We start from the raw sequence: 22135 nt of genomic DNA, 5'->3' as shown, positions 1-22135 counted from the left end.
GATCATGCCGTTCCGCGGGCCGTCGCCACGGCGTCGGCCAATTGCTCTGCTGCCACGTCTGTCCCGCTGGCGTCATTCGCGCCGTCGTTTGTCGCGCCGTCCGGCTCGCGCGTGTCGCGCACGGTGAGCCGGTAGTCCGTATCGGACGTGGCCAGCGCGTCCACCCAGCGGCCGCCGGGGTGGCCGCAGCGCCGCTCGCAGCCGGAGAAGTACACCGGCGGCGCGCCGGGGGAACCCTGCGGCGTGTCGGGGGAGCGGGGGGCGCCCGCCACCGCGCGCGTCGCGTGGGCGCGCACATCGGCCAGGGACTTGGCGCAGCCCGGGCGTCCCGTGCACGCGCCGACCCCGACCCACGGGGAGTCCGGATCGGTCACCAGCCCCGCGTCGGCCGCCTCCCGCGCCGCGGCCGCCGCGCCGTCCGCGGTGAACCCCGGGAGCACCACGCCGCGCCAGGGTGTCACACGCAGCTCACCCGACCCGCCCCGGGAGGCGAGCCCGGCGAGCAGCCGCCACTGCGCCGCGCCGACCCGGCCCAGGGGAACGAGGACCGACACGGCGTGGCGCCCGTCCGGCCCGGACACGACGCCCGGCGCGGGCGGCGCGCCGGGCCCGCCGACCGGTCCTCTCCGTCCGATACGTACGGCTTCGATGCCTTCGTCCGCGAGTCGCGCCGCCAAGCCGTCGGCGGTCACGGCGTGTTGCGCGGGCAGTTCGCGCACCCGCCATGCCCGCGTACCGCTCGCCCGGACCCGGGCCAGGAACTCCACGGCGGCCAGCGCGGCGGCACGCGGCGCGTCCCGCCCCCGCACCTCCAGCGCAGTCCCGTCGGCCCCAGCCCCGGACCCCACCCGCAGCACCGCTCCGCCGTCCCGCGTTGCGATCAATGTCACATCCGCGCCGAGTGCGGCGACATCGCCCCGCCCGTCGTCCACCGCGAACAGGAAACGACCCGACAAGCCGGACAACTCTTCCCATGTCCCGGCGCACAGCGCGGTGTCCAACTCCCGTGCCCACGCGGTGACATCGCCGCATCCGGAGCCGTCGAGGCCGCCCAGCGGGGACGCCACGATGTTGCGCACCCGGTCGAACCGGTCGGAGGGGAGCAGCCCGGCGGCCCGGAGCGCGGCCGCCAGCTCGCCGCCGCACGCCGCGTCCAGGCCGCGGACCTGGAGATTGCCCCGCGAGGTGAGGTCCAGCCAGCCGTCGCCCAGCTCCTCGCTCGCCCCGGCCAGCGCCCGCGCCTGACCGGCCGTCAGCAGGCCGCCCGGTATCCGGACGCGGGCCAGGGAGCCGTCGTCCGCCGGGTGCAGCCGCAGCGCGCCGGGGCAGGCGTCATCGCGTCCGCGCGCCCGCGGCGAGGGCGCTTCATCCGCAGGTGGGATGGTTGTCGGGGGGAGGGACATGGCGGCGAGCATACCGACGTCCGGTCGGCCCGCACTGTCCCGTGCCAGGTCAGCAACGCCTACTATGCTCTGCGGCGGGCCGTCTGGCCCGCCGGACGCACAAGACGGCGTCAGGGGAGGAAACCGGTGCGAATCCGGTGCGGTCCCGCCACTGTGAGCACGGCAGCCCGCCGTGCGAGCCAGGAACTCCCGCCGTCTTCCAACCCGCCCGGGGCGCGGACCCCGAGGAAGGCGCTGAGCCATGATTCTGCTGCTGTCGACCTCCGACACCGACCTGCTCAGTGCCCGTGCGGCCACGGGCCCGGTGCCGTACCGCCTCGCCAACCCGGCGCGGCTCGCGCTCGACGATCTGCCCGGGCTCCTCGACGGTGTCGAACTCGTCGTCGTACGGCTGCTCGGTGGCGTCCGCGCCTGGGAGGAGGGCCTCGAAACCCTGCTCGCGGGCGACCTGCCCGTCGTCGTCCTGACCGGTGAACAGGCCCCTGACGCCCAGCTCATGGAGGCGTCCACGGTCCCCGTGGGGATCGCCGCCGAGGCGCACGCCTACCTCGCGCACGGCGGGCCCGCCAACCTGGACCAGCTGGCCCGGTTCCTGTCCGACACCGTGCTGCTCACCGGCCATGGCTTCGAACCGCCCGCCCCCGCCCCCACCTGGGGGCCGCTGGAGCGCACCGCGCGCGAGGACGTCACCGGCCCGACGATCGCCGTGCTCTACTACCGCGCCCACCACATGAGCGGCAACACCGCCTTCGTGGAGGCGCTGTGCCAGGCCGTCGAGGACGCCGGAGGCCGCCCGCTGCCGCTGTTCGTCGCCTCCCTCCGGGCCCCCGAGCCCGAGCTGATCGAGGCCCTAGGCGCGGCCGACGCCGTCGTCACCACCGTCCTCGCCGCGGGCGGCACCCGCCCCGCCGAGGCGTCGGCGGGCGGCGACGACGAGGCGTGGGACGCGGGCGCGCTCGCCGCGCTCGACGTCCCCGTGCTCCAGGCGCTGTGCCTGACCTCGCCGCGCAGTGCGTGGGAGGAGAACGACGAGGGTCTGTCGCCGCTGGACGCCGCGACCCAGGTCGCCGTCCCGGAGTTCGACGGACGGCTGATCACCGTGCCGTTCTCCTTCAAGGAGGTCGACGAGGACGGCCTGCCGGTCTACGCCCCCGACCCCGAGCGCGCCGCGCGTGTCGCCGGAATCGCGGTACGACACGCCCGGCTCCGGCACATACCGGCGGCCGACAAGCGCCTCGCGCTCGTCCTGTCCGCCTACCCCACCAAGCACTCCCGGATCGGCAACGCGGTCGGCCTCGACACCCCCGCCAGCGCCGTCGCCCTGCTGCGCCGACTGCGCGCCGAAGGGTACGACTTCGGCCCCGAGGAGGGCGAGGGCGCGCTTCCGGGCCTGGCCTCCGGCGTCGGCGACGACCTGATCTACGCCCTCATCGAGGCGGGCGGCCACGACCAGGACTGGCTCACCGAGGAGCAGCTGGCCAAGAACCCGGTCCGCATCCCCGCCGCCGACTACCGCCGCTGGTACGCCACGCTGCCGCAGGAGCTGCGCGACGCGGTCGAGGAGCACTGGGGCCCGCCGCCCGGCGAGATGTTCGTGGACACCAGCCGCGACCCCGAGGGCGAGATCGTCCTCGCCGCGCTGCGCCACGGCAACCTCCTGGTCGTCATCCAGCCGCCGCGCGGCTTCGGCGAGAACCCCATCGCCATCTACCACGACCCCGACCTGCCGCCCTCGCACCACTACCTGGCCGCCTACCGCTGGATGGCGACCCCCGAGGCCGACGGCGGCTTCGGCGCCGACGCCATGGTGCACCTGGGCAAGCACGGCAACCTGGAGTGGCTGCCCGGCAAGAACGCGGGCCTGTCCGCCGCCTGCGGCCCCGACGCCGCGCTCGGCGACCTGCCGCTCATCTACCCCTTCCTGGTCAACGACCCCGGCGAGGGCACCCAGGCCAAACGCCGCGTCCACGCCACCCTGGTCGACCACCTCGTACCGCCGATGGCGCGCGCCGACTCGTACGGCGACATCGCCCGGCTGGAACAGCTGCTGGACGAGTACGCCGCCATCTCCGCGATGGACCCGGCCAAGCTCCCCGCCATCCGCGCCCAGATCTGGACCCTGATCCAGGCCGCCCGGCTCGACCACGACCTCGGTCTGGAGGAGCGGCCCGACGACGAGGGCTTCGACGACTTCCTGCTGCACGTCGACGGCTGGCTGTGCGAGGTCAAGGACGCCCAGATCCGCGACGGTCTGCACGTCCTCGGCGGAGCGCCGACCGGACCCGAGCGCGTCAACCTCGTCCTGGCCATCCTGCGCGCCCGCCAGATCTGGGGCGGTACGTCGGCGCTCCCCGGGCTGCGCGAGGCGCTGGGCCTGGACGAGTCGGCCGCCACCCGCACCGGCGCGGACGAGGCCGAGGAGCGCGCCCGCGCCCTCGTCCAGGCGATGGAGGACGCCGACTGGGCCCCGGAGGCCGCCGAGAAGGCCGCCCTGGAGCTGCCCGAGGCCCAGCGGACCGCCGTCACCGCGATCCTGGAGTTCGCCGCCCGCGAGGTCGTGCCGCGCCTGGCCGCCACGACCGACGAGATCGACCACGCCGTCCACGCCCTGAGCGGCGGCTTCGTCCCGGCCGGGCCGTCCGGATCGCCGCTGCGGGGCCTGGTCAACGTCCTGCCGACCGGCCGCAACTTCTACTCCGTCGACCCCAAGGCCGTGCCCAGCCGACTGGCCTGGGAGACCGGCCAGGCGCTCGCCGACTCGCTGCTGGAGCGCTACCGCGCCGACAACGACGGCCAGTACCCGCGGTCGGTCGGCCTGTCGCTGTGGGGGACGAGCGCGATGCGCACCTCCGGCGACGACGTGGCCGAGGCGCTGGCGCTGATGGGCATCCGCCCGGTGTGGGACGACGCCTCGCGGCGAGTAACGGGACTTGAACCCGTTCCCTCCGACGACCTGGGCCGCCCGCGCGTCGACGTCACGCTGCGCATCAGCGGCTTCTTCCGCGACGCCTTCCCGCACGTCGTCGGGCTGCTGGACGACGCCGTACGGCTCGCCGCGTCCCTGGACGAGGCCGACGACGTCAACTACGTGCGCGCCCACACCCGCGCCGACCTCGCCGAGCACGGCGACGAGCGCCGCGCCACCACCCGCATCTTCGGCTCCCGGCCGGGCACGTACGGCGCGGGGCTGCTCCAGCTCATCGACAGCCGCGACTGGCGCACCGACGCCGACCTCGCCGAGGTCTACACGGTGTGGGGCGGCTACGCCTACGGTCGCGGACTCGAGGGCCGCCCGGCGCGCGAGGAGATGGAGAGCGCGTACCGCAGGATCGCGGTCGCCGCGAAGAACACCGACACGCGCGAGCACGACATCGCCGATTCGGACGACTACTTCCAGTACCACGGCGGCATGGTCGCCACCGTGCGCGCCCTGAAGGGCACCGCCCCGGCCGCGTACATCGGCGACTCCACCCGCCCCGAGACGGTGCGCACCCGCACCCTGCACGAGGAGACCTCGCGGGTCTTCCGGGCCCGGGTGGTCAACCCGCGCTGGATCGAGGCGATGCGCCGCCACGGCTACAAGGGCGCGTTCGAGCTGGCCGCCACCGTCGACTACCTCTTCGGCTACGACGCCACCACGGGCGTGGTCGCCGACTGGATGTACGACAAGCTCGCCCAGACCTATCTGCTCGACCCGGAGAACCGCGCGTTCCTGGAGGAGGCCAACCCCTGGGCGCTGCACGGCATGGCCGAGCGGCTGCTGGAGGCCGAGAGCCGCGGTCTGTGGGAGCAGCCGGACCCGGAGGTGCTGGAGCGGGTCCGGGAGCTGTTCCTGGAGACCGAGGGCGGCCTGGAGGGCGGGGACGACTGAGGTCCCTAGGGAAGCAGGACGGGCGGGGGCTCAGCCGGAGGACGGCCGGGCCGCCGCCCGGATCCGGTCCGGCCAGGGCGGACAGTTGACCAGTTCGGTCCACTCGCGGTCGTAAGCCCCGGGCACCGCCCGCCCCGCGGACGACCAGCGCTCGACCAGCGCCGCGTAGATCGGTACGCAGCTCGACTGGTGAAGCGTCTGGTGAACCGTTCCGCCTTCGGTGCTCCGGTCCAGCGCTCTGCTCGGCTGCGAGAGAGAACGGCGTCGCATCGTCGTCGTCATGTTCGGCCAACGCGCCGCGCCCCGCGCGGTCACCTCCTTCGCGCGTACCTCACCCGCACCGGCGTGGCCTCGTACGCATCAGCGACCCGTGATCGTCCGCCCGGGTGACGTCCGCTCAGGAGCCCGGTGCGCTGTGCGTTTTCCGGGCGTGATGCCCCGGGCGCGACAATGAAAAGCGTTGCCGAATTCATAAGGCAATGCCACCTGATAACCGTGTCCATTGCAGCCTTTGGAGAATTATCCGAAGTGCTGTTCAATTGCCGTTGCCCATAAAGCGAGCCGAGGAGGAGCGGGTGGGAGCCCATACGCACGGACACGGCGAGGGCCATGGCGGGCACGCGCACGGTGTGGCGGAGAACGCCGACCGCCGGTGGCTGTCCATCGCTCTCGCGCTGATCACCGGCTTTATGCTGGTGGAGGTCGTGATCGGGGTGATCGCACGTTCGGTGGCGCTGCTTTCCGACGCGGCCCATATGCTCACCGACGCCGCCTCGATCGTCCTCGCGCTCATTGCGATCCGGCTTTCGGCCCGGCCCGCCCGCGGTGGCTATACCTATGGGCTCAAGCGGTCGGAAATCCTTTCCGCGCAGGCCAATGGGCTTTCTCTGCTGCTGCTCGGCGCATACCTCGGCTATGAGGCGGTCGAGCGGCTGATCGATCCGCCCGAGGTGACCGGTGGTCTGGTGCTGATCGTCGCGCTCGCCGGGGTCGTGGTGAACATCGTGGCGGCGTGGTGCATGTCGAAGGCGAACCGCTCCTCGCTGAATATCGAAGGCGCCTTCCAGCATGTGCTGAACGACCTCTACGCCTTCATCGCCACCGCGATCGCCGGACTGGTCGTGGTGACCACCGGCTACGCCCGGGCCGACGCGATCGCCGGTCTCATCGTGGTCGTTCTCATGATCAAGGCGGGCGTGGAGCTGCTGCGGGCCTCCGGGCGCGTGCTGTTGGAGGCGGCTCCCGCCGGGGTCGAGCCCGACGAGATCGGGGGCCTGCTGGCCGCCCACGCCGAGGTGGCCGAGGTGCACGATCTGCACGTCTGGCAGATCACCTCGGGCGAGGTCTCGCTGTCCGCCCATGTCCTGGTCGCGGCGGGGGGCGACTGCCACGCGGTCCGGGAGGGGCTGGAGGAGGTGCTGCGCGAGGAGTACGGCATCACCCACACCACGCTCCAGGTGGACCACCTCGACACCCTGACCCCGCGGCCCCGGGCGGACGGGGACGAGCACCTCCGCGCGGACGAACCGCTGGTCGAGCACTGTCTGACCGCCCACGGCCCGGTCCACCGGGCGGCGGCGCACGACCACTGACCACGGCCACGCGCGCAGGGCCCGGGGGCGTCGTCCGCTCCCGGGCCAGTGGCGTCACCGCCGTGCGGGGAACGTCAGCCGGCGCTGCCGGTGACGGACGCGGCCGCCGCCGAGACGGTCAGCTCCCGCTCCCGCTCGGCCTGCCGCGCGGTCTCGCGGGCGGCGAAGGGGCACTGCCAGTCGGCCGGCTTGGGACGGCCCGAGTACCGGCGGGTCTCGGACAGCTCCTCGTACTCGTACAGGTTGGGGTTGATGTCCCCCTGGAGCTGGATGTCCTGCTTGCGGATCTTCTCCGCGAGCCGGTCCCACATCCCGGCGTCCTTGATCCGGTCGAACTGTTCGTGGGAGTTGAAGGCCAGCATCGGGAAGGGCGGCCTGCGGCCGAACCGGCGGTGGGTCTCGTGCAGGCCGATCACGAAGAAGGGATGGCCGGCCACGCTGAACGCGAACTCCGGGGACTGCGGATCGGACGAATAGCCCTCCGCCCAGTGATGGAAATCCGCGTCCTGTTCGTGCAGCAGTTGCAACTGTTGCCAGAGGAGCTCTTCGAACCGCAGCTCATCGACCCCGCGCGGTTGCTCGAAGGTCGCGATGAAACTGGTGAACGTCCGAGCGCTCCAGTCCGCCGAACTCACGAACTCCGCGAGATCGAGCGCCAGCAGCCGGGCGGAATCCTCGCCCCCCAGCAGGTCATAGTGGCGGTGAGTGATGCCTCCCCGGCGCCAGGCGGAACGCCCCGCCAGGCACGCGAACCGTTCCCCGAGGATGAACTCCTCGACGTCACCACGCGCATCCACCGTCATGGCCAGCCTTTCTTCCACCTACGTGCCTCCTCGCAGCAGGTCATCTCCTTCACGCATCCGAAAGCACCCACCCCTCACCGGCGGTACCCGGAAGGACCGAGTCCGCTGGAGGACGGGGAAGGTCACTTGGTGATTGTGACGGGCCGAGGCCGATCAACGAAATTCGTGGCGAGCTTCGTACCGAAGAAATCGCCCACGGTGGGATGTTCGTGGCGAACGGTCGCCGAATAACGGTCGTTTCAGGCGGCGGCCGGAGCGGCCTGCGGCTTGAACACGACGGTCAGGAGCGACTTCGCGAGCTGTGCGAGCAGCGCTTCCAGAGCCATGCGGGCCAGCTTGGCCAGGACGGTCGTCAGGATGTCGGCCATGGGTTACCTCACTGGGTGGAGCAGGTCTTTACGGAGGCGGGTGCCGGAAGCACGTCATCCGCTTCCATTTCCGAAGCCTGACCCGGGTGGGCGAGCAGGCAGCGGACGTAAGGTGAAAATCGGGTGAACGGCGACAAGCTCCCGGTGGGCACCCTGCCCCTGCTGGACCGCGCAGGGGACCCGCCGCGAGAACAGCAGCCGCGGTGCGGCGGCGGCACCCAGGGTGGCACCGGCCGAGCAGACGCCCACCACCGTCCACCGCCCGCAGCTCCACGCCGCCGCGGCGCCCAGCGCGGTGGCCGTGCGGCGTGGCGCCGCGTAACGCCGTCCGCCCTCACCCGCCCGGCGGGTCCACCTGCTCCAGCCGGACCGGCGGCAGGAACTCGCCGATCAGGGTGCGATGCCACCACCCGCCACCGGCGTGCCGCTCCCGCCGGGTGGTGAAGCGGTAGAGGTACAGCCGGGCCCGGATGTGGGTGGGCGGCTCGTCCGGGAAGGGACACGCGCGCAGCAGCTTCAGCGTGGCCCGGTCGTTCACCAGCAGCTTGCCGACGAGCGGGGTGAACCACGACCCGGCGTACGCCGCGGAGATCCCGGCGAACCACATCATCCAGTCCAGCCGCAGGTGGTACGGCGCGAACTGGCGCGGCATCCTGCGCACATCGCCCGGCTTGCCCCGGAACTCGTACTCCTTCCACACGGTGTCCGGGGTGAGTACAGCCGCGGCGGTGCCCTCGATCACCACCTCCTGTCGGCTGCGGTTGACGCTGCCGAACGCCCCGTAGGTGTTGACCAGATGGAGCGGGTTGAAGGAGTAGTTCATCAGCTGGCGGCCCGAGAGCAGATTGCGGGCGGGCCAGTAGCTGAGCACCACGACGAAGACGAACGCCGCCGCCACCAGCACCTCGTACCAGACCGGGGGAGCGGCGAGCGGGGGCGGCGTCGGCAGCGGCAGCACCTCCGCGGCCATCCGCCCGTCGACCGCGGAGAGGGCGAGCAGGATCGTCGCCCAGTTCAGCCAGGAGAAGTTGCCGGAGGCCACCAGCCACAGCTGGGTGACCACGATGATGCCCGCGGCCACGCTCGCCGCGGGCTGCGGGGTGAACAGGGCCAGCGGCACGACCAGCTGGGCCACGTGGTTGGCCGCCGTCTCGACCCGGTGCAGCGGCTTCGGCAGATGGTGGAAGTACCAGCTCAGCGGGCCCGGCATCGGCTGGGTCTCGTGGTGGTAGTACAGGCAGGTCAGATCGCGCCAGCAGCGGTCCCCGCGGAGCTTGATGAGCCCGGCGCCGAACTCCAGCCGGAACAGCAGCCAGCGCAGCAGCCACAGGACCAGGACGGGCGGCGCGGTCCGCTCGTTCCCCAGGAACACGGCCAGGAACCCGGCCTCCAGCAGCAGCGACTCCCAGCCGAACCCGTACCACACCTGCCCCACGTTGACGATCGACAGATACAGCAGCCACAGCACCAGCCACGCCGCCATCGCGGCCCACAGCGGTACGTCGTCGGCGGCCCCCGCCAGCACGGCGGCCGCCAGCGCGGCGCCGAGCCAGGCACAGACGGTGAAGAAGCGGTCGGAGTAGTGCAGATGGAAGAGGCTGGGCGAGCGGCGGAACGGCACCCGCGCGAGGAACCGGGGCGCCGGGGTGAGCCCCCGTTCGCCGATCAGGGCCCGGCCCTGGGTGGCGGCCGTCAGGAAGGCGAGGAGGTAGATGGCGGCCAGCCCCCGTTGGAAGACCAACCGGCTCAGCCAGTAGCCGGATGACGTGAACCACTCCATAAGGGCTGCTCCCTGGGCCTGTTGCCGCTGCGGCCTGCGGCTATCCCTACCACCTCCGGCGAGTGCCCGCAGCGCGGCGCGGCATTCGGGGCGCGGCATGAGGGACCCGGCGCGGCGCTCGGGGTCCGATGGAGCGACTGAACCGGTTCAGGTCGCCCGGCGCGGTGGCGGCGCCGTGCTGGCGCGGGGGGTGAGGGCCGGGGTGGGGGCCTGGTGGGCGCGGGGCTCGGCCCGGTCCAGGACGTCGAACAGCCGCCGCGCCACCTCCGCGCCGAAGCCGAACACGTCGTGGCTCATGGCCGACAGCGTCGGATGCGTCAGGCGGCACAGCTGGGAGTCGTCCCACGCCAGGAGCGACACATCGGCCGGTACCGCGAGCCCCATCTCGGCCGCCACCGACAGACCGGCCACCGCCATGATGTCGTTGTCGTAGATGATGGCCGTCGGCCGGTCGCCCGAGGCCAGCAGGGCGCGGGTGGCCCGCGCGCCCTCCTCGCCGGAGAAGTCCGTGGTCACCGTGCGCCCCGCCCCGAGACCCAACTCGCCCAAGGTGGCCTCGAAGGCCGCCGTACGCACGGTGCTGTGGCCCAGCCCGGGCGCGCCGCCGACCCGGGCGATCCGGCGGTGGCCGAGGGCCGCCAGATAGCGCACCGCCTCGCCCACCGCGGTGGCGTCGTCCGTCCACACCGAGGTGAGCCCGCCCGCCAGGGACGGGTGCCCGGCGGCGACCGCGGGCAGCCCGAGCCGCCGCAGCGCGGGGACGCGCGGATCGCCGTCGCGCAGGTCGACCAGGATCGAGCCGCCCACCTGCCGCCCGCGCCACCACGCCTGCTGGACCGCGATCTCCTCCTCCACGTCCCGCACCAGCCGCAGCAGCAGCGAACAGGACCGCTCGACCAGCACGCTCTCGATGCCCGAGACGAACTCCATGAACCAGGGCTCGAGACCCAGCATCCGGGCCGGGCGGGCGATGGCCAGGCCGACCGTGTCCACCCGGGAGCTGGACAGCGAGCGGGCGGAGAGATGGGGCGCCCAGCCCAGTTCGCGGGCGGCCGCGAAGATGCGGTCCCGGGTGGCCGGGGAGACCCCGGGCCGGTCGTTGAAGGCGAGGGAGACCGCGCCCTTGGAGACCCCGGCGCGCGCGGCCACGTCCCGTATGGTGACGCGCCGTCCCCGCTCTGCCCCGACCTCGCCGTCCATAACCGCTCCCCCGTGTCCGGCCCGTGTGAACCGCCACACGATATCGCGGTGGGTGAACCGGTCCAGCGGGCCGCGGCGGCGTTCAGCGAGCGGACGGCGGCGGGCTCACGTGGAGGTCGGGGTCGTCGACGACATCGCCGAAACCGCCGCCCTCGCCGACATCGCCTTCCACGAGGCCGAGCCGCTGGAGCGTCCGGCGCAGCGCGGCCAGGTCGAGCAGCCCCGGTGGCACCGGCAGCCGGTGCCACGGCACATAGCGGTCGACCAGGCCGAAGGCCAGCCGGGCCCCGGCCCGCACCGGCAGCCCGAGGACCGTGTCGCGCGGCGGCGGCGCGGTGCTGGAGCACAGCCCGAGACGGTGCGCGGCGGCCGCCTCGTACGCCGCCTTGCGGGCCCGGTTGAGGTTGCCCAGCGGCCGGAACTCCGCCGTGGTGTGCCACGGGTTGAACGCGAGCTGCTCGACCCGGCGGGCCGCCGACCGGGCCGCGGCGGTGTCGAGATCCTGGCGGGGTACGGTCAGCAGCGCCACCGGGACGACCGGGGCGTCGCTCTCCCGCCACTCCACCGAGCCGTCCTCGACCGGGGTGCGCCGCTCGTCCGCGTACCGCTGCACGCACAGCTCGAAGCACACATCGCCGGTGGCCAGCCGCATCGTCAGCTCATGGCGGAGGTAGTCCGGGTCGGAGCTGTCGGGGAGGGGCGCGGGGGTGCCGCCGGGGGCCGGGCGCAGCTGGTAGCGCACGGGCCCGGCCGCGCCCCACAGGATCGCGCCCCGGCTCCAGAACGTCTCGCGGGCCAGCGAGCCGACCGCGTAACGGGTGGCGGTGTGCACATTGCGGCGCATCCGGTCGGCGGCGCCCCAGCCGACGGCCAGCGGCAGCCTGACGAAGAACCCGAACGCCCGCTCGACGGTGGTGTCCGCGCCCGCCGTGGCCTTCGCGAAGGCCACGAACTCGCGCGCGTCGGCGGCGTGGGACACCGGGAAACTGGTGGCCAGCAGATCGTGGCTCTCCCCGGGGGCGACCTGGACCCGCACCGCCATCCCGCGCAGATCGGGAGTGGCGTCGTGGCGCGCGGTGCCGCTCTCGTTGGACAGCCGCACCACGGCCGGGTAGGCGGCGCCCGGCCGGGCGTACCCCACGCACAGCTCGGGCGGAAGGTCGTCGTGGAAGCGCAGCCGTGCGTTCTCCACGCCGAGCGCCGCCTTCGCGTGGAACGTGCGCAGCAGCTGCGCGGCACCCGACGCCTGCTGATGCGCCCGCTGGACGCTCATCAGCTCGCGCGCCAGCTTCTCGAAGAGCAGCCGTTCGGCCTCGGGGCTGCCCCCTTCGTACGCCTCATGAGCCTCGTACGGCTCGTACTGCGGTACGGACCGCTCACGCTGTCCGGTGTCGGGCATGGGGACTCTCCGTGCGGGGCAACGAGATGTATGGGGGCAAACAAAACATCAAGCATGTGGAGGGACAAGAGAGACAGTAGGGGAGGGGGACGCACCCCGCAGCCCGGAGTGGTACGGGGGTGGGGCCTGACGGCCGGGCGCGCACCCGCCGGTGCTGCGGCACACTGGTGGCATGCCGGAGCTGCCCGAGGTGGAGGCCCTCGCCGGAATCCTGGCCGACCGCGCCGTGGGCCGGGAGATCGCCCGCGCCCTGCCCGTCGCCGTCAGCGTGCTGAAGACGTACGACCCGCCGCTGACCGCCCTCGAAGGCCGCACCGTCACCGCGGCCGGGCGCCACGGCAAGTTCCTCGACCTGGCCACCGACGGCCCCCACCTGGTCATCCACCTCGCCCGGGCGGGCTGGCTGCGCTGGAAGGACGGACTGCCCGAGGCCCCGCCGCGCCCCGGCCGGGGCCCGCTCGCGCTGCGGCTGCTGCTCTCCGGGCCGGAACGCTCCGGCTTCGACCTCACCGAGGCGGGCTCCCGCAAGGGGCTCGCCGTGTACTGCGTGCGCGACCCCGGCGAGGTGCCGGGCATCGCCCGCCTCGGCCCCGACCCGCTCGACGACTCCTTCACCCGGGAGGCGTTCGCCGGGCTGCTGCGCGGCGTACGCCACCGGATCAAGGGGGTGCTCCGCGACCAGAGCGTCATCGCCGGGATCGGGAACGCCTACTCCGACGAGATCCTGCACGCCGCCCGGATGTCGCCCTACCGGCTCGCCTCGGACCTCACCGAGGAGGAGATCGGCGTCCTGTACGAGGTGATGGGCACCACCCTGCGTGACGCCGTCGAACGCTCCCGGGGCCTTGCGGCCGGGGACCTCAAGGCGGAGAAGCGCAGCGGGATGCGGGTGCACGGCCGCACCGGCGAGCCCTGCCCGGTGTGCGGCGACACCGTCCGCGAGGTGTCCTTCAAGGACTCCGCCCTCCAGTACTGCCCCACCTGCCAGACCGGTGGCAAACCGCTCGCCGACCGCCGGATGTCCCGGCTCCTCAAATAGCCGCTCGCGCAGGTGAGAGCGGGCCCGTCCGCACCGGCCTGCGCGAACCGCCCCGGGACCCGCGCCCGGGCCCTATGGTGCTGTCACCTTTTACCGACCCTCTGTCACGGAGCACCATGACCAAGGCCCTGATCATCGGTGGCGGCATCGCCGGTACGGTCACCGCGATGGCCCTGCACAAGGCGGGCATCGACGCGGTCGTCCACGAGGCGTACCCCCCGGACGCCACCGACACGGGCGGTGCGTTCCTCCTCGTCGCGAACAACGGCCTGGAGGCGCTGCGCACCATCGACGCCCATGGACCGGTCCTGGAGCGCGCCTTCCCGGCCAGCCGCGTCGAGTTCATCAGCAACACCGGCAAACGGCTCGGCGACAAGCCGATGGCCGGTGCGCAGGACGGCGGCCTCGGGGCGGTCACGATCCGACGCGCCACGCTGGCCCGGGTGCTGCGCGAGGAGGCGGTGCGGCGCGGCGTGCGCATCGAGTACGGCAAGCGGCTGCTGGCCGCCCAGGCCGGCCCGGACGGCACGATCGTGGGGTCCTTCGCGGACGGCGGCCGGGCCGTGGGCGACGTCCTCATCGGCGCCGACGGCATCCACTCCCTCATCCGCCGGACCATCGACGCGGGCGCGCCCCGGCCCCGCTACACCGGACAGCACACGGTGTGCGGCTACACCCGCGACGCCGCCGCGCCGCCCGCCCCGGACACCTACACGATGGTCTTCGGCAAGCAGGCGTTCTTCGGTGCCACCGCCGCGCCCGACGGCGAGGTGTGGTGGTTCAGCAACACCCCGGCCGCCGAACTGTCCAAGGCGGAGCTGGCCGCCGTCACCCCCGGGCAGTGGCGGGAGCGGCTGACGGAACTGTTCGCCGAGGACCACACCCCGGCCGCCGACATCGTCCGCGCCACCGGCGAGAACATCGTCGCCACCGCCGCCTACGACCTCCTCTCCACCCCCGTCTGGTCCGAGGAGGGCATGGTCATCGTGGGGGACGCCGCCCACGCCTGCGCGCCCAACGCCGCCCAGGGCGCCTCGATGGCCATCGAGGACGGGGTGGTGCTCGCCAAGTGCCTGCGCGACCTGCCCGGCCCGCGGTCGGCGCTCGCCGCGTACGAGGGGCTGCGCCGGGAACGGGTCGAGAAGGTGGCCGCGAACAGCGCGGGCCTGGCCCGCCGCAACGCCCCCGGACCGGTCAAGCGGGCCCTGCGGGACGCCACGATGGCCCGCAGACTCGACCGGGCGGGCACCACGGGCGGCGACGACTGGCTCACCGGCTACCGCATCGACTGGGACGAGCCGGTCCGCGCATAGCGGCAGAGATTATCCGCCGGGCCGAGACCGACCGCCACTCCAGGTTTGGTCCCGGCCTGTACGGGCACTTGGAGCGCTCTGCCCTCGTCGTGCCCGGGAGTCCGTGTGAGCCCAGTACGCATCGTGATCGTGGGGGCCGGTTTCGCCGGCTACCAGGCCGCCCGTACGCTGTCGCGCTCGCTGCGGCGTGCGGCGGAGATCGTCCTGATCAACCCCAACGACTACTTTCTGTATCTGCCGCTCCTCCCCGAGGTGGCCGCCGGGGTCCTGGAGCCCCGCCGGGTGTCGGTGTCCCTCACCGGCACCCTGCCGCACGTCCGGCTGGTGCTGGGCAACGTCGACTCCGTCGACCTCACCGGCCGCAAGGTCACCTGGACCGACCCCGAGGGCGAGCGCGGCGAGATGGGCTACGACCGGCTCGTCCTGGCGGTCGGCAGCGTCAACAAGCTGCTGCCGATCCCGGGCGTGGCCGAGCACGCGCACGGCTTCCGCGGCATGCCGGAGGCGCTGTACCTGCGGGACCACGTCACCCGCCAGATCGAGATGGCGGCCAACACCCGCGACCCCCGCGAGCGGGCCGCGCGCCGCACCTTCGTGGTGGTGGGCGCCGGATACACCGGCACCGAAGTGGCGGCCCATGGCGTGCTGTCCACCGACGCGCTCGCTCGGCAGAACACCGCGCTGCGCCGTGAGCCCCGGCCCCGCTGGGTCCTGATCGACGTCGCCGACCGGGTGCTGCCCGGGCTCGACGAACGGCTGTCCCGCACCGCGGACCGGGTGCTGCGGCGGCGCGGTGTGGACCTCCGGCTGGGCACCTCGGTCAAGGAGGCCACCTCCGACGGCGTACTCCTCGACGACGGCGAGTTCATCGACACCCGGTCGCTGATCTGGTGCGTCGGCGTGCGCCCCGACCCGCTGGTGGAGGACCTCGGGCTGGCCACCGAGCACGGACGGCTGCGGGTCGACCAGTATCTGGCCGTGCCCGGCCATCCGGAGGTGCTGGCCTGCGGGGACGCCGCCGCGGTGCCGGACCTGACCCGCCCGGGCGAATTCACGGCGATGACCGCGCAGCACGCGCAGCGCCAGGGCAAGGCGGCCGCCCACAACATCCTCGCCTCCCTCGGACGCGGCACCCCGCGCCCGTACAAACACCACGACCTGGGGTTCACGGTCGACCTCGGCGGAGTGAAGGCGGCCGCGGACCCGCTGCACATCCCGCTGGCCGGCCCCGCGGCCAACGCGGTCACCCGCGGCTACCACCTGATGGCCATGCCCGGCAACCGGGTCCGGGTGGCCGCCGACTGGCTGCTGGACGCGGCGCTGCCGCGGCAGGCGGTGCAGTTCGGCCTGGTGCCGTCCTGGTCGGTGCCGCTGGACACCGAGTCCCCCGAGGTCGCGCGGCCCGGCCGCCGCGGCGGCTGAACCGCCGGAAGCTGGGCCGCCGGAAGCTGGGTCGCCAGAAAAACGTGGAAGGAGAACAATGCGACACGAACAGCTCAGCGAGCTCGGGCAGCAGCTCCGGGTGGACTCCGTGCGGTCCTCGGCCGCCGCCGGGTCCGGCCACCCCACGTCGTCGATGTCGGCGGCGGACCTGATGGCCGTCCTCATGGGCAACCACCTGCGCTATGACTTCGAGAAGCCGGAGCACCCGGGCAACGACCACCTGATCTTCTCCAAGGGGCACGCCTCTCCACTGCTGTACTCCCTCTACAAGGCGGCCGGGGCGCTGAAGGACGAGGAACTGCTCACCTTCCGCAAGCTCGGCAGCCGCCTGGAGGGCCACCCCACACCCGAACTGCCCTGGGTGGACGTGGCCACCGGATCGCTCGGCCAGGGGCTGCCGTACGGCGTCGGCATGGCGCTGGCCGGAAAGCGGCTCGACCACGTCTCCAGCCGGGTCTGGGTGCTGTGCGGGGACAGCGAGATGGCCGAGGGCTCGATGTGGGAGGCGTTCGAGCACGCGGGGTACGAACGGCTCGACAACCTCACCGCCATCATCGACGTCAACCGGCTCGGGCAGCGCGGACCCACCCGCCACCAGTGGGACCTGGACGCCTACGCCCGCCGCATCCGCGCCTTCGACTGGCACACCATCGAGGTCGACGGGCACGACATCGCCGCGATCGACCGCGCGTACGGCGAGGCGACGTCGACCGTCGGCCGCCCCACCGCCATCATCGCCCGCACCCAGAAGGGCCGCGGCGTCGCCTCCGTGGAGAACCACGAGGGCATGCACGGCAAGCCGCTGAAGGACCCCGAGGAGGCCATCGCCGAACTCGGCGGCGTACGGAACATGGCGGTACCGGTGCTCGGCCCGCCCGCCGAGCAGCCCACCCGGCCCACGTCGGAAGGCCCGCTGAGCCTGCCGCGCTTCAACACCGGCGACACCGTCCCCACCCGCGACGCGTTCGGCGAGGCGCTGGCCGCCGTCGGCACCGCCCGCGGCGATGTGGTGGCGCTCGACGGCGAGGTGGGCGACTCGACCCGGCTGGAGTACTTCCACAAGGAGCACCCCGAGCGGTACTTCGAGTTCTACATCGCCGAACAGCAGATGGTGGCCGCCGCCGTGGGCATGCAGACGCGCGGCTGGACCCCGTACGCCTGCACCTTCTCCGCCTTCCTCACCCGCGCCTACGACTTCGTCCGGATGGCCTCCGTCAGCCGTGCGAACCTCAACCTGATCGGCTCGCACGCCGGGGTCGCCATCGGCCAGGACGGGCCCTCGCAGATGGGCCTGGAGGACCTGGCGGCGATGAGGGCGGTGCACGGCAGCACCGTGCTCTACCCGTGCGACGCCAACCAGAGCGCGCAACTGACCGCCACCATGGCCGAGCTGTCGGGCATCCGCTACCTGCGCACCTCGCGCGGCGGAACGCCCGTCATCTACCCGTCCTCCGAGCGGTTCCCCATCGGCGGATCCAAGATCCTGCGCGCCACCGAGAGCGACCGGGTCACCCTCGTCGCGGCCGGGGTCACCGTCCACGAGGCCATCGCCGCCGCCGACCGGCTCGCCCAGGACGGCATCTCCGCCCGCGTCATCGACCTGTACTCGCTCAAGCCGGTCGACGTCGAGGCGCTGCGCACCGCCGCCGAGGTGACGGGCCGTCTCATCACCGTCGAGGACCACCACCCCGAGGGCGGTGTGGGCGACGCGGTCCAGGGCGCCTTCGCCGACGGCCACCCGGCGCCCCGCGTCGTGCGGCTCGCCGTACGGACCATGCCGGTGTCCGGCACCCCGGCCGAGCAGCTGAACCAGGCGGGGATCGACGCCGAGGCCATCACCGCGGCGGCCCGCGAACTCGTGGGCGCCTGACCCCGCAACACCCCTATGTGACGAAGCTCTTCTCGTCACCCGTCCGCCCCTCCCGTACGCTGCTGCCCACGTGTGACGGCAGCGGCAGGGGTGGGGGCAGATGGGCAACTCGGGGGAATGCGCGTCCGGCAGGGCGCGGCACACGCGCACGGTGGCGGTCGCGGCGGCGGCCGCCGCACTGTGTCTGACGGCGGCGGAGGGCGCGAGTCCGGCCGCCGCCGCGGAGCCGTCGTACGCCGCCACCACGGGCGTGGGCGTGCACAACGCGTACGAGAAGACCACGTACCCGTACCTGGCCGACGCGCTGGACTCCGGTGCCTCCCTGCTCGAACTCGACGTGTGGACCAACGCGTTCGGCTCCGGGTGGCGGGTCTCGCACGGCAACCCGCTCGGCAACGACAACAACTGCGAGAACGCCGCCACCCCCGCCGAGCTGCGCACCAAGGCCCGCAACCAGAGCCTGGCGGGCTGCCTCGCCGACATGAGGGCCTGGCACGACGCCCACCCCGGCCACCGTCCCATCGTCATCAAGACCGAGCTGAAGGACGGCTTCTACGACAAGAGCGGCCGCGGCCCCGACGACCTCGACGCGCTCCTGTCCGGCACGCTCGGCGACGCGCTGCTGCGCCCCGCCGACGTGGTGGGCGACCACGCCGACCTGGACCAGGCGGTACGGGCCGGTGCCTGGCCGACCCGGTCCGCGCTCGCGGGCAAGTTCATCGTGGAGCTGATCCCGGGCACCGTCGAGGAGAACAACCCGCTCGACACCCTGTGGACCGACCGCGAGTACGCCACCCACCTGCGCGACCTCGCCGCCGCCGGACAGCTCCGCCGGGCGGCCGCCTTCCCCGCCGTCCACACCGCCGCCTCCGGCGACCCGCGCACCCGCTACCGGGACGCGGCGATCCGCCCGTGGTTCGTGTTCTTCGACGGCGACGCCTCCACGTACGTCACCAAGAACATCGACACCGCCTGGTACGGCACCCGCCACTACATCCTGACCATGACGGACGCGCAGAACGTCGCCCCCGCCATCGACGGCACCCGCCCCACCGAGGCCCAGGCCCGGGCGCGGGTGAACGAGCTCGCCGCGCGGCACGCCAGCTTCGCGACCGCCGACTGGTACCCGCTGCCGTCCGTGCTGTCCGCCGTCGTCCCCCGTGGCTGAATCAGCCGGGCAGATCACCGGTGCCGGAGTCGGTCTCCTCCAGCCGGAATCCGACCTTCAGTCCCACCTGGTAGTGCGCGATCCGGCCGTTCTCGATGTGCCCGCGGACGGCTCCGACCTCGAACCAGTCCAGATTGCGCAGCGTCTTCGAGGCACGGCTGATGCCGCTGCGGATCGCGTCGTCGACGCTCTCGGTGGACGAGCCGACGATCTCCGTCACCCGGTAGGTATGGGACATGGCAGTCTCCCCCGTCCTGGGGCGGTCCGATTGCTCCTCTCCCCACGGTGCCTCACCCCGCCCCGGTCCGCGAGCCGGACGCGGGGGGTGCCCTGCCCGGTGCGTCACGGCACCACCGTGACCGGCCAGCGCCCGGCCTTGACCAGCCGGACCGCCACCGAACCGACGATGCGGTGCCCCGCCTGCTCGGACGCGCCGACCACCACCGCGTCGGCCTTCAGCTCATCCGCCGCCGTCACCAGGCCGTTGTACGGATCGCCGCGGAAGGTATGGAACTCCCAGCGCACCTCGAAGACCCCGCGCAGCCGCTCGGTCGCCTCCCGCATCTCCCGCAGCAGCTCCTCGGCCACCTCGCCCGTGGTGTCCGCCACGGAGGCGCCGAGCGCCGCACCGGCCGCCATCACGGGCTGCACGTACACCACGGCGAGCAGCGCGTGCTGGCGTCTGGCCAGCCCCGCGGCGTACGCGGCGGCACGCCAGGACGACTCGGAGCCGTCCAAGCCGACCACGATAACCTTCGGACCGTCAGTTCCGCGCTCGAAGGACGCGGGAAGTTTGTCCACCACATCTGCGAGGCTAGCGCCAGACGCGAAACCGGTGATCATCCGGTCCGTCTCCGCGGCGTGACGACGCCGCGACCGCAAACATGACCGCCGACCGTATGACAGGAGAAACAATGGGCGGCACGCACCGGGGCGAACTACTCGCCATCAGTGACCTGCACGTGGCCTACGAGGAGAACCGGGCGATCGTGGAGCGGCTGCGGCCCGGCTCCGAGGACGACTGGCTGATCGTCGCCGGGGACGTCGGCGAGGTCTTCGCCGACATCGAATGGGCACTGGGGCTGCTGAGCGAGCGCTTCGCCAAGGTCATCTGGTCGCCGGGCAACCACGAGCTGTGGACCCACCCCAAGGACCCGGTGGAGGCCCGGGGCGTAGCGCGCTACGAGGCCCTGGTGGAGATGTGCCGCAGCAAGGGCATCGTCACGCCCGAGGACCCGTACCCGGTGTGGGAGGGCATCGGCGGGCCGCTCACCATCGCCCCGCTGTTCCTGCTCTACGACTACACCTTCCGCCTCGACGGCCTGACCACCAAGGAGGCCGCCCTCGCCCACGCCCACGACGAGGGCGTCGTCTGCACCGACGAGCACTTCCTGCACCCCGACCCCTACCCGACCCGCGACGCCTGGTGCCGCGCCCGGGTCGCCGAGACCGAGGCCCGGCTCGCCGCCTGCGACCCCGCGCTGAAGACGGTGCTCATCAACCACTGGCCGATGACCCGGCTGCCCACCCGCGTGCTGCGCTACCCCGACTTCGCCCTGTGGTGCGGCACCGAGCTGACCGCCGACTGGCACGTCCGGTTCCGCGCCGAGACCGTGGTCTACGGCCATCTGCACATCCCCCGGAACACGGTCGAGGACGGGGTGAAGTTCCAGGAGGTCTCCGTCGGCTACCCGCGCGAGTGGAAGGCCCACGGCCGGCTGCCCGAGGACCCGCTGCGCCGGGTGCTCCCGGTGCCGGTGTCCTGACCCGGGCCGAGGGTCACGTACCTCCGCGGACACCGGGGAACAGATCGGTGAACGGGGTGGTCGCCTCGCCGACCGTCCGCCCGAAGGGCTCGTCGAAGTCCCACACCAGGTAGAGCAGGAAGATGATGAGGGCGGTGAACATCACCGCCAGCATCAGTTCCCGTGGCGAGCGGCGGATCTGGAGGGTGAAGACCAGCCCGATCACCAGCGCCGCGCCGAACAGCAGCCCGACCCAGACCACGTCGGGCATCGTCGGCCCCGCGCTCTGCCGGCGGGCGCCCCGCGCGTCGTCGACGGCGGCGACCTGGTCCACGATCGGCTGGTACGCCTGCGCCTGGAGGTCGGTCCGCGGCTTGGCCAGGGTGACGTCGTGCCGCAGCCTGGCCAGCAGATCGGTGCCCCGGTCGGTGAGCTCGCCCCGGTCGACCATCACCTTCCACTCCCGGGACACCACATGGCGCACATACGCGTCGACGTCGTCGCGGATGCGGTCGCGCACCGGCTGCGGGTAGACGCTCACCCGCTCGGACACCTCGTGCAGCGCCTGGGCCTCGGTCCGCACCCCGTCCTGGGCGGCGCCGCGGGCCTCCCAGACCCCGGCGATGGCCAGGCCCAGCACGATCGCGTAGACCACGCCGATCATCATGATCATGTAGTCGAGGACATCGGGGGTCTCGCTGGGATCGTCGTCGTCGCCCAGCCGCCGGGCGTTGAGGATCGCGAGGACGACGACGGCCGCGCAGATCCCGGCCATCAGAAGAATCAGGATCAGCCATTCGGGCATGGGAAGCCTCCGGTACGGATCGGCCGGGACGGCCGGAAGTGTGTGCGGGTCAGCCGCGGCGCCCGCCGCGCGAGCCGGAGCGCGAGCGGGGGCGGAGGGCGGCGGCCGCGAGGACCGCGGGCGCGGTGAGCAGCAGGGTGAACGTGACCAACGAGGTTCCGCCGTCGGGTTCGTGGCGCGCGGGCTTGTGATACGCGTGCACCTCGACGCGGCGGGTCTCGCTCGGCGCGGGAGCCGGTTCGGGGGGCGGGGCCGGAGGTTCCGGGGGCCGGGTCGGTGGAGCGACCGGGCGCGGTGGCGCGGGACGCCGCACGGACGGCGCGGGCACCGGCGCGG

At 73.0% G+C, this 22135-nt stretch carries 18 protein-coding genes, 1 pseudogene and 1 riboswitch; of the genes and pseudogenes, 8 read left to right on the top strand and 11 right to left on the bottom strand.

Going from position 1 to position 22135, the window contains the following annotated elements; genetic code table 11:
- Nucleotides 1–2: 2 nt before the first annotated feature.
- Nucleotides 3–1403, bottom strand: coding sequence for a precorrin-3B synthase (gene cobG, locus EEJ42_RS47885; RefSeq protein WP_246097966.1), 1401 nt, complete (start codon nucleotides 1401–1403; stop codon nucleotides 3–5).
- Between the two features lie 58 nt (nucleotides 1404–1461).
- Nucleotides 1462–1611, top strand: a riboswitch (cobalamin riboswitch).
- 33 nt (nucleotides 1612–1644) lie between these two features.
- Here cobG and cobN point away from each other — a divergent pair.
- Nucleotides 1645–5274 carry a cobaltochelatase subunit CobN gene (gene cobN, locus EEJ42_RS47880; protein WP_123108430.1) on the top strand — a complete coding sequence of 1210 codons (3630 nt, stop codon included), beginning with the start codon at nucleotides 1645–1647 and terminating at the stop codon, nucleotides 5272–5274.
- Nucleotides 5275–5304: 30 nt separating this feature from the next.
- Here the strand turns inward: cobN and EEJ42_RS47875 are convergent, their stop codons facing one another.
- Complete coding sequence (locus tag EEJ42_RS47875; protein WP_009712520.1) at nucleotides 5305–5544, bottom strand: hypothetical protein; 240 nt, start codon at nucleotides 5542–5544, stop codon at nucleotides 5305–5307.
- 305 nt (nucleotides 5545–5849) lie between these two features.
- Between EEJ42_RS47875 and EEJ42_RS47870 the strand changes: the two genes are divergently transcribed.
- Entirely contained in the window at nucleotides 5850–6866 is a 1017-nt protein-coding gene (locus EEJ42_RS47870; protein ID WP_184503622.1) for a cation diffusion facilitator family transporter, read from the top strand.
- Nucleotides 6867–6940: 74 nt separating this feature from the next.
- On the opposite strand, the gene gntA is transcribed toward EEJ42_RS47870, so the two are convergent.
- The 5 genes from gntA to EEJ42_RS47850 all read right to left on the bottom strand — a co-directional run bounded on the left by gntA (nucleotide 6941) and on the right by EEJ42_RS47850 (nucleotide 12416).
- Entirely contained in the window at nucleotides 6941–7687 is a 747-nt protein-coding gene (gene gntA / locus EEJ42_RS47865) for a guanitoxin biosynthesis heme-dependent pre-guanitoxin N-hydroxylase GntA (RefSeq protein WP_246097965.1), read from the bottom strand.
- A 221-nt stretch (nucleotides 7688–7908) separates the two neighbouring features.
- On the bottom strand, nucleotides 7909–8037 hold the full coding sequence (locus EEJ42_RS54075; RefSeq protein WP_281291699.1) for a hypothetical protein: 129 nt from the start codon (nucleotides 8035–8037) through the stop codon (nucleotides 7909–7911).
- 334 nt (nucleotides 8038–8371) lie between these two features.
- Nucleotides 8372–9817, bottom strand: coding sequence for a lipase maturation factor family protein (locus EEJ42_RS47860; RefSeq protein WP_123108427.1), 1446 nt, complete (start codon nucleotides 9815–9817; stop codon nucleotides 8372–8374).
- Between the two features lie 147 nt (nucleotides 9818–9964).
- A complete protein-coding gene (locus tag EEJ42_RS47855) occupies nucleotides 9965–11017 on the bottom strand; it encodes a LacI family DNA-binding transcriptional regulator (protein WP_123108426.1) in 1053 nt (350 codons plus the stop codon).
- An 82-nt stretch (nucleotides 11018–11099) separates the two neighbouring features.
- On the bottom strand, nucleotides 11100–12416 hold the full coding sequence (locus EEJ42_RS47850; RefSeq protein WP_184503621.1) for a catalase family protein: 1317 nt from the start codon (nucleotides 12414–12416) through the stop codon (nucleotides 11100–11102).
- 172 nt (nucleotides 12417–12588) lie between these two features.
- Between EEJ42_RS47850 and EEJ42_RS47845 the strand changes: the two genes are divergently transcribed.
- From EEJ42_RS47845 to EEJ42_RS47825, 5 genes are all read left to right on the top strand, one after another.
- Nucleotides 12589–13455, top strand: a complete 867-nt coding sequence (locus tag EEJ42_RS47845; RefSeq protein ID WP_123108425.1) for an Fpg/Nei family DNA glycosylase — start codon at nucleotides 12589–12591, stop codon at nucleotides 13453–13455.
- 116 nt (nucleotides 13456–13571) lie between these two features.
- Nucleotides 13572–14768, top strand: a complete 1197-nt coding sequence (locus tag EEJ42_RS47840; protein WP_123108424.1) for an FAD-dependent monooxygenase — start codon at nucleotides 13572–13574, stop codon at nucleotides 14766–14768.
- Between the two features lie 105 nt (nucleotides 14769–14873).
- Nucleotides 14874–16190 carry an NAD(P)/FAD-dependent oxidoreductase gene (locus EEJ42_RS47835; RefSeq protein ID WP_123108423.1) on the top strand — a complete coding sequence of 439 codons (1317 nt, stop codon included), beginning with the start codon at nucleotides 14874–14876 and terminating at the stop codon, nucleotides 16188–16190.
- Between the two features lie 58 nt (nucleotides 16191–16248).
- A complete protein-coding gene (locus EEJ42_RS47830) occupies nucleotides 16249–18081 on the top strand; it encodes a transketolase (RefSeq protein WP_123108422.1) in 1833 nt (610 codons plus the stop codon).
- 100 nt (nucleotides 18082–18181) lie between these two features.
- Nucleotides 18182–19249: a phosphatidylinositol-specific phospholipase C domain-containing protein gene (locus EEJ42_RS47825; RefSeq protein WP_123108421.1), complete on the top strand. Its 1068-nt coding sequence runs from the start codon at nucleotides 18182–18184 to the stop codon at nucleotides 19247–19249.
- A 1-nt stretch (nucleotide 19250) separates the two neighbouring features.
- On the opposite strand, the gene EEJ42_RS47820 is transcribed toward EEJ42_RS47825, so the two are convergent.
- Nucleotides 19251–19487, bottom strand: coding sequence for a dodecin (locus EEJ42_RS47820; protein ID WP_123108420.1), 237 nt, complete (start codon nucleotides 19485–19487; stop codon nucleotides 19251–19253).
- Nucleotides 19488–19591: 104 nt separating this feature from the next.
- The gene (locus EEJ42_RS47815; protein WP_425473091.1) at nucleotides 19592–20092 is read right to left on the bottom strand and encodes a universal stress protein; all 501 of its coding nucleotides are present in this window, start codon (nucleotides 20090–20092) and stop codon (nucleotides 19592–19594) included.
- 71 nt (nucleotides 20093–20163) lie between these two features.
- Here EEJ42_RS47815 and EEJ42_RS47810 point away from each other — a divergent pair, with 71 nt between their 5' ends.
- Nucleotides 20164–21015, top strand: coding sequence for a metallophosphoesterase family protein (locus EEJ42_RS47810; RefSeq protein ID WP_063731179.1), 852 nt, complete (start codon nucleotides 20164–20166; stop codon nucleotides 21013–21015).
- Between the two features lie 13 nt (nucleotides 21016–21028).
- Here EEJ42_RS47810 and EEJ42_RS47805 read toward each other — a convergent pair whose 3' ends face one another.
- Together EEJ42_RS47805 and EEJ42_RS52105 are read right to left on the bottom strand one after the other, a co-directional pair.
- Entirely contained in the window at nucleotides 21029–21799 is a 771-nt protein-coding gene (locus EEJ42_RS47805) for a bestrophin-like domain (protein WP_123108418.1), read from the bottom strand.
- Between the two features lie 49 nt (nucleotides 21800–21848).
- Nucleotides 21849–22135: pseudogene (locus EEJ42_RS52105) on the bottom strand (hypothetical protein); the annotation flags it as partial.

Source organism: Streptomyces botrytidirepellens (assembly GCF_003721215.1).
Lineage (GTDB): Bacteria > Actinomycetota > Actinomycetes > Streptomycetales > Streptomycetaceae > Streptomyces > Streptomyces himastatinicus.
The sequence above is the reverse complement of the archived record's forward strand: the minus strand, read 5'-3'. Positions and strand labels throughout refer to the sequence as shown.

What these genes read in the sequence shown, in the direction of transcription:
- cobG (WP_246097966.1), bottom strand. Translation starts at nt 1,403, where the DNA reads ATGTCCCTCCCCCCGACAACCATCCCACCTGCGGATGAAGCGCCCTCG.
- cobN (WP_123108430.1), top strand. Translation starts at nt 1,645, where the DNA reads ATGATTCTGCTGCTGTCGACCTCCGACACCGACCTGCTCAGTGCCCGT.
- EEJ42_RS47875 (WP_009712520.1), bottom strand. Translation starts at nt 5,544, where the DNA reads ATGCGACGCCGTTCTCTCTCGCAGCCGAGCAGAGCGCTGGACCGGAGC.
- EEJ42_RS54075 (WP_281291699.1), bottom strand. Translation starts at nt 8,037, where the DNA reads ATGGCCGACATCCTGACGACCGTCCTGGCCAAGCTGGCCCGCATGGCT.
- EEJ42_RS47860 (WP_123108427.1), bottom strand. Translation starts at nt 9,817, where the DNA reads ATGGAGTGGTTCACGTCATCCGGCTACTGGCTGAGCCGGTTGGTCTTC.
- EEJ42_RS47855 (WP_123108426.1), bottom strand. Translation starts at nt 11,017, where the DNA reads ATGGACGGCGAGGTCGGGGCAGAGCGGGGACGGCGCGTCACCATACGG.
- EEJ42_RS47850 (WP_184503621.1), bottom strand. Translation starts at nt 12,416, where the DNA reads ATGCCCGACACCGGACAGCGTGAGCGGTCCGTACCGCAGTACGAGCCG.
- EEJ42_RS47845 (WP_123108425.1), top strand. Translation starts at nt 12,589, where the DNA reads ATGCCGGAGCTGCCCGAGGTGGAGGCCCTCGCCGGAATCCTGGCCGAC.
- EEJ42_RS47840 (WP_123108424.1), top strand. Translation starts at nt 13,572, where the DNA reads ATGACCAAGGCCCTGATCATCGGTGGCGGCATCGCCGGTACGGTCACC.
- EEJ42_RS47830 (WP_123108422.1), top strand. Translation starts at nt 16,249, where the DNA reads ATGCGACACGAACAGCTCAGCGAGCTCGGGCAGCAGCTCCGGGTGGAC.
- EEJ42_RS47825 (WP_123108421.1), top strand. Translation starts at nt 18,182, where the DNA reads ATGGGCAACTCGGGGGAATGCGCGTCCGGCAGGGCGCGGCACACGCGC.
- EEJ42_RS47820 (WP_123108420.1), bottom strand. Translation starts at nt 19,487, where the DNA reads ATGTCCCATACCTACCGGGTGACGGAGATCGTCGGCTCGTCCACCGAG.
- EEJ42_RS47815 (WP_425473091.1), bottom strand. Translation starts at nt 20,092, where the DNA reads ATGATCACCGGTTTCGCGTCTGGCGCTAGCCTCGCAGATGTGGTGGAC.
- EEJ42_RS47810 (WP_063731179.1), top strand. Translation starts at nt 20,164, where the DNA reads ATGGGCGGCACGCACCGGGGCGAACTACTCGCCATCAGTGACCTGCAC.
- EEJ42_RS47805 (WP_123108418.1), bottom strand. Translation starts at nt 21,799, where the DNA reads ATGCCCGAATGGCTGATCCTGATTCTTCTGATGGCCGGGATCTGCGCG.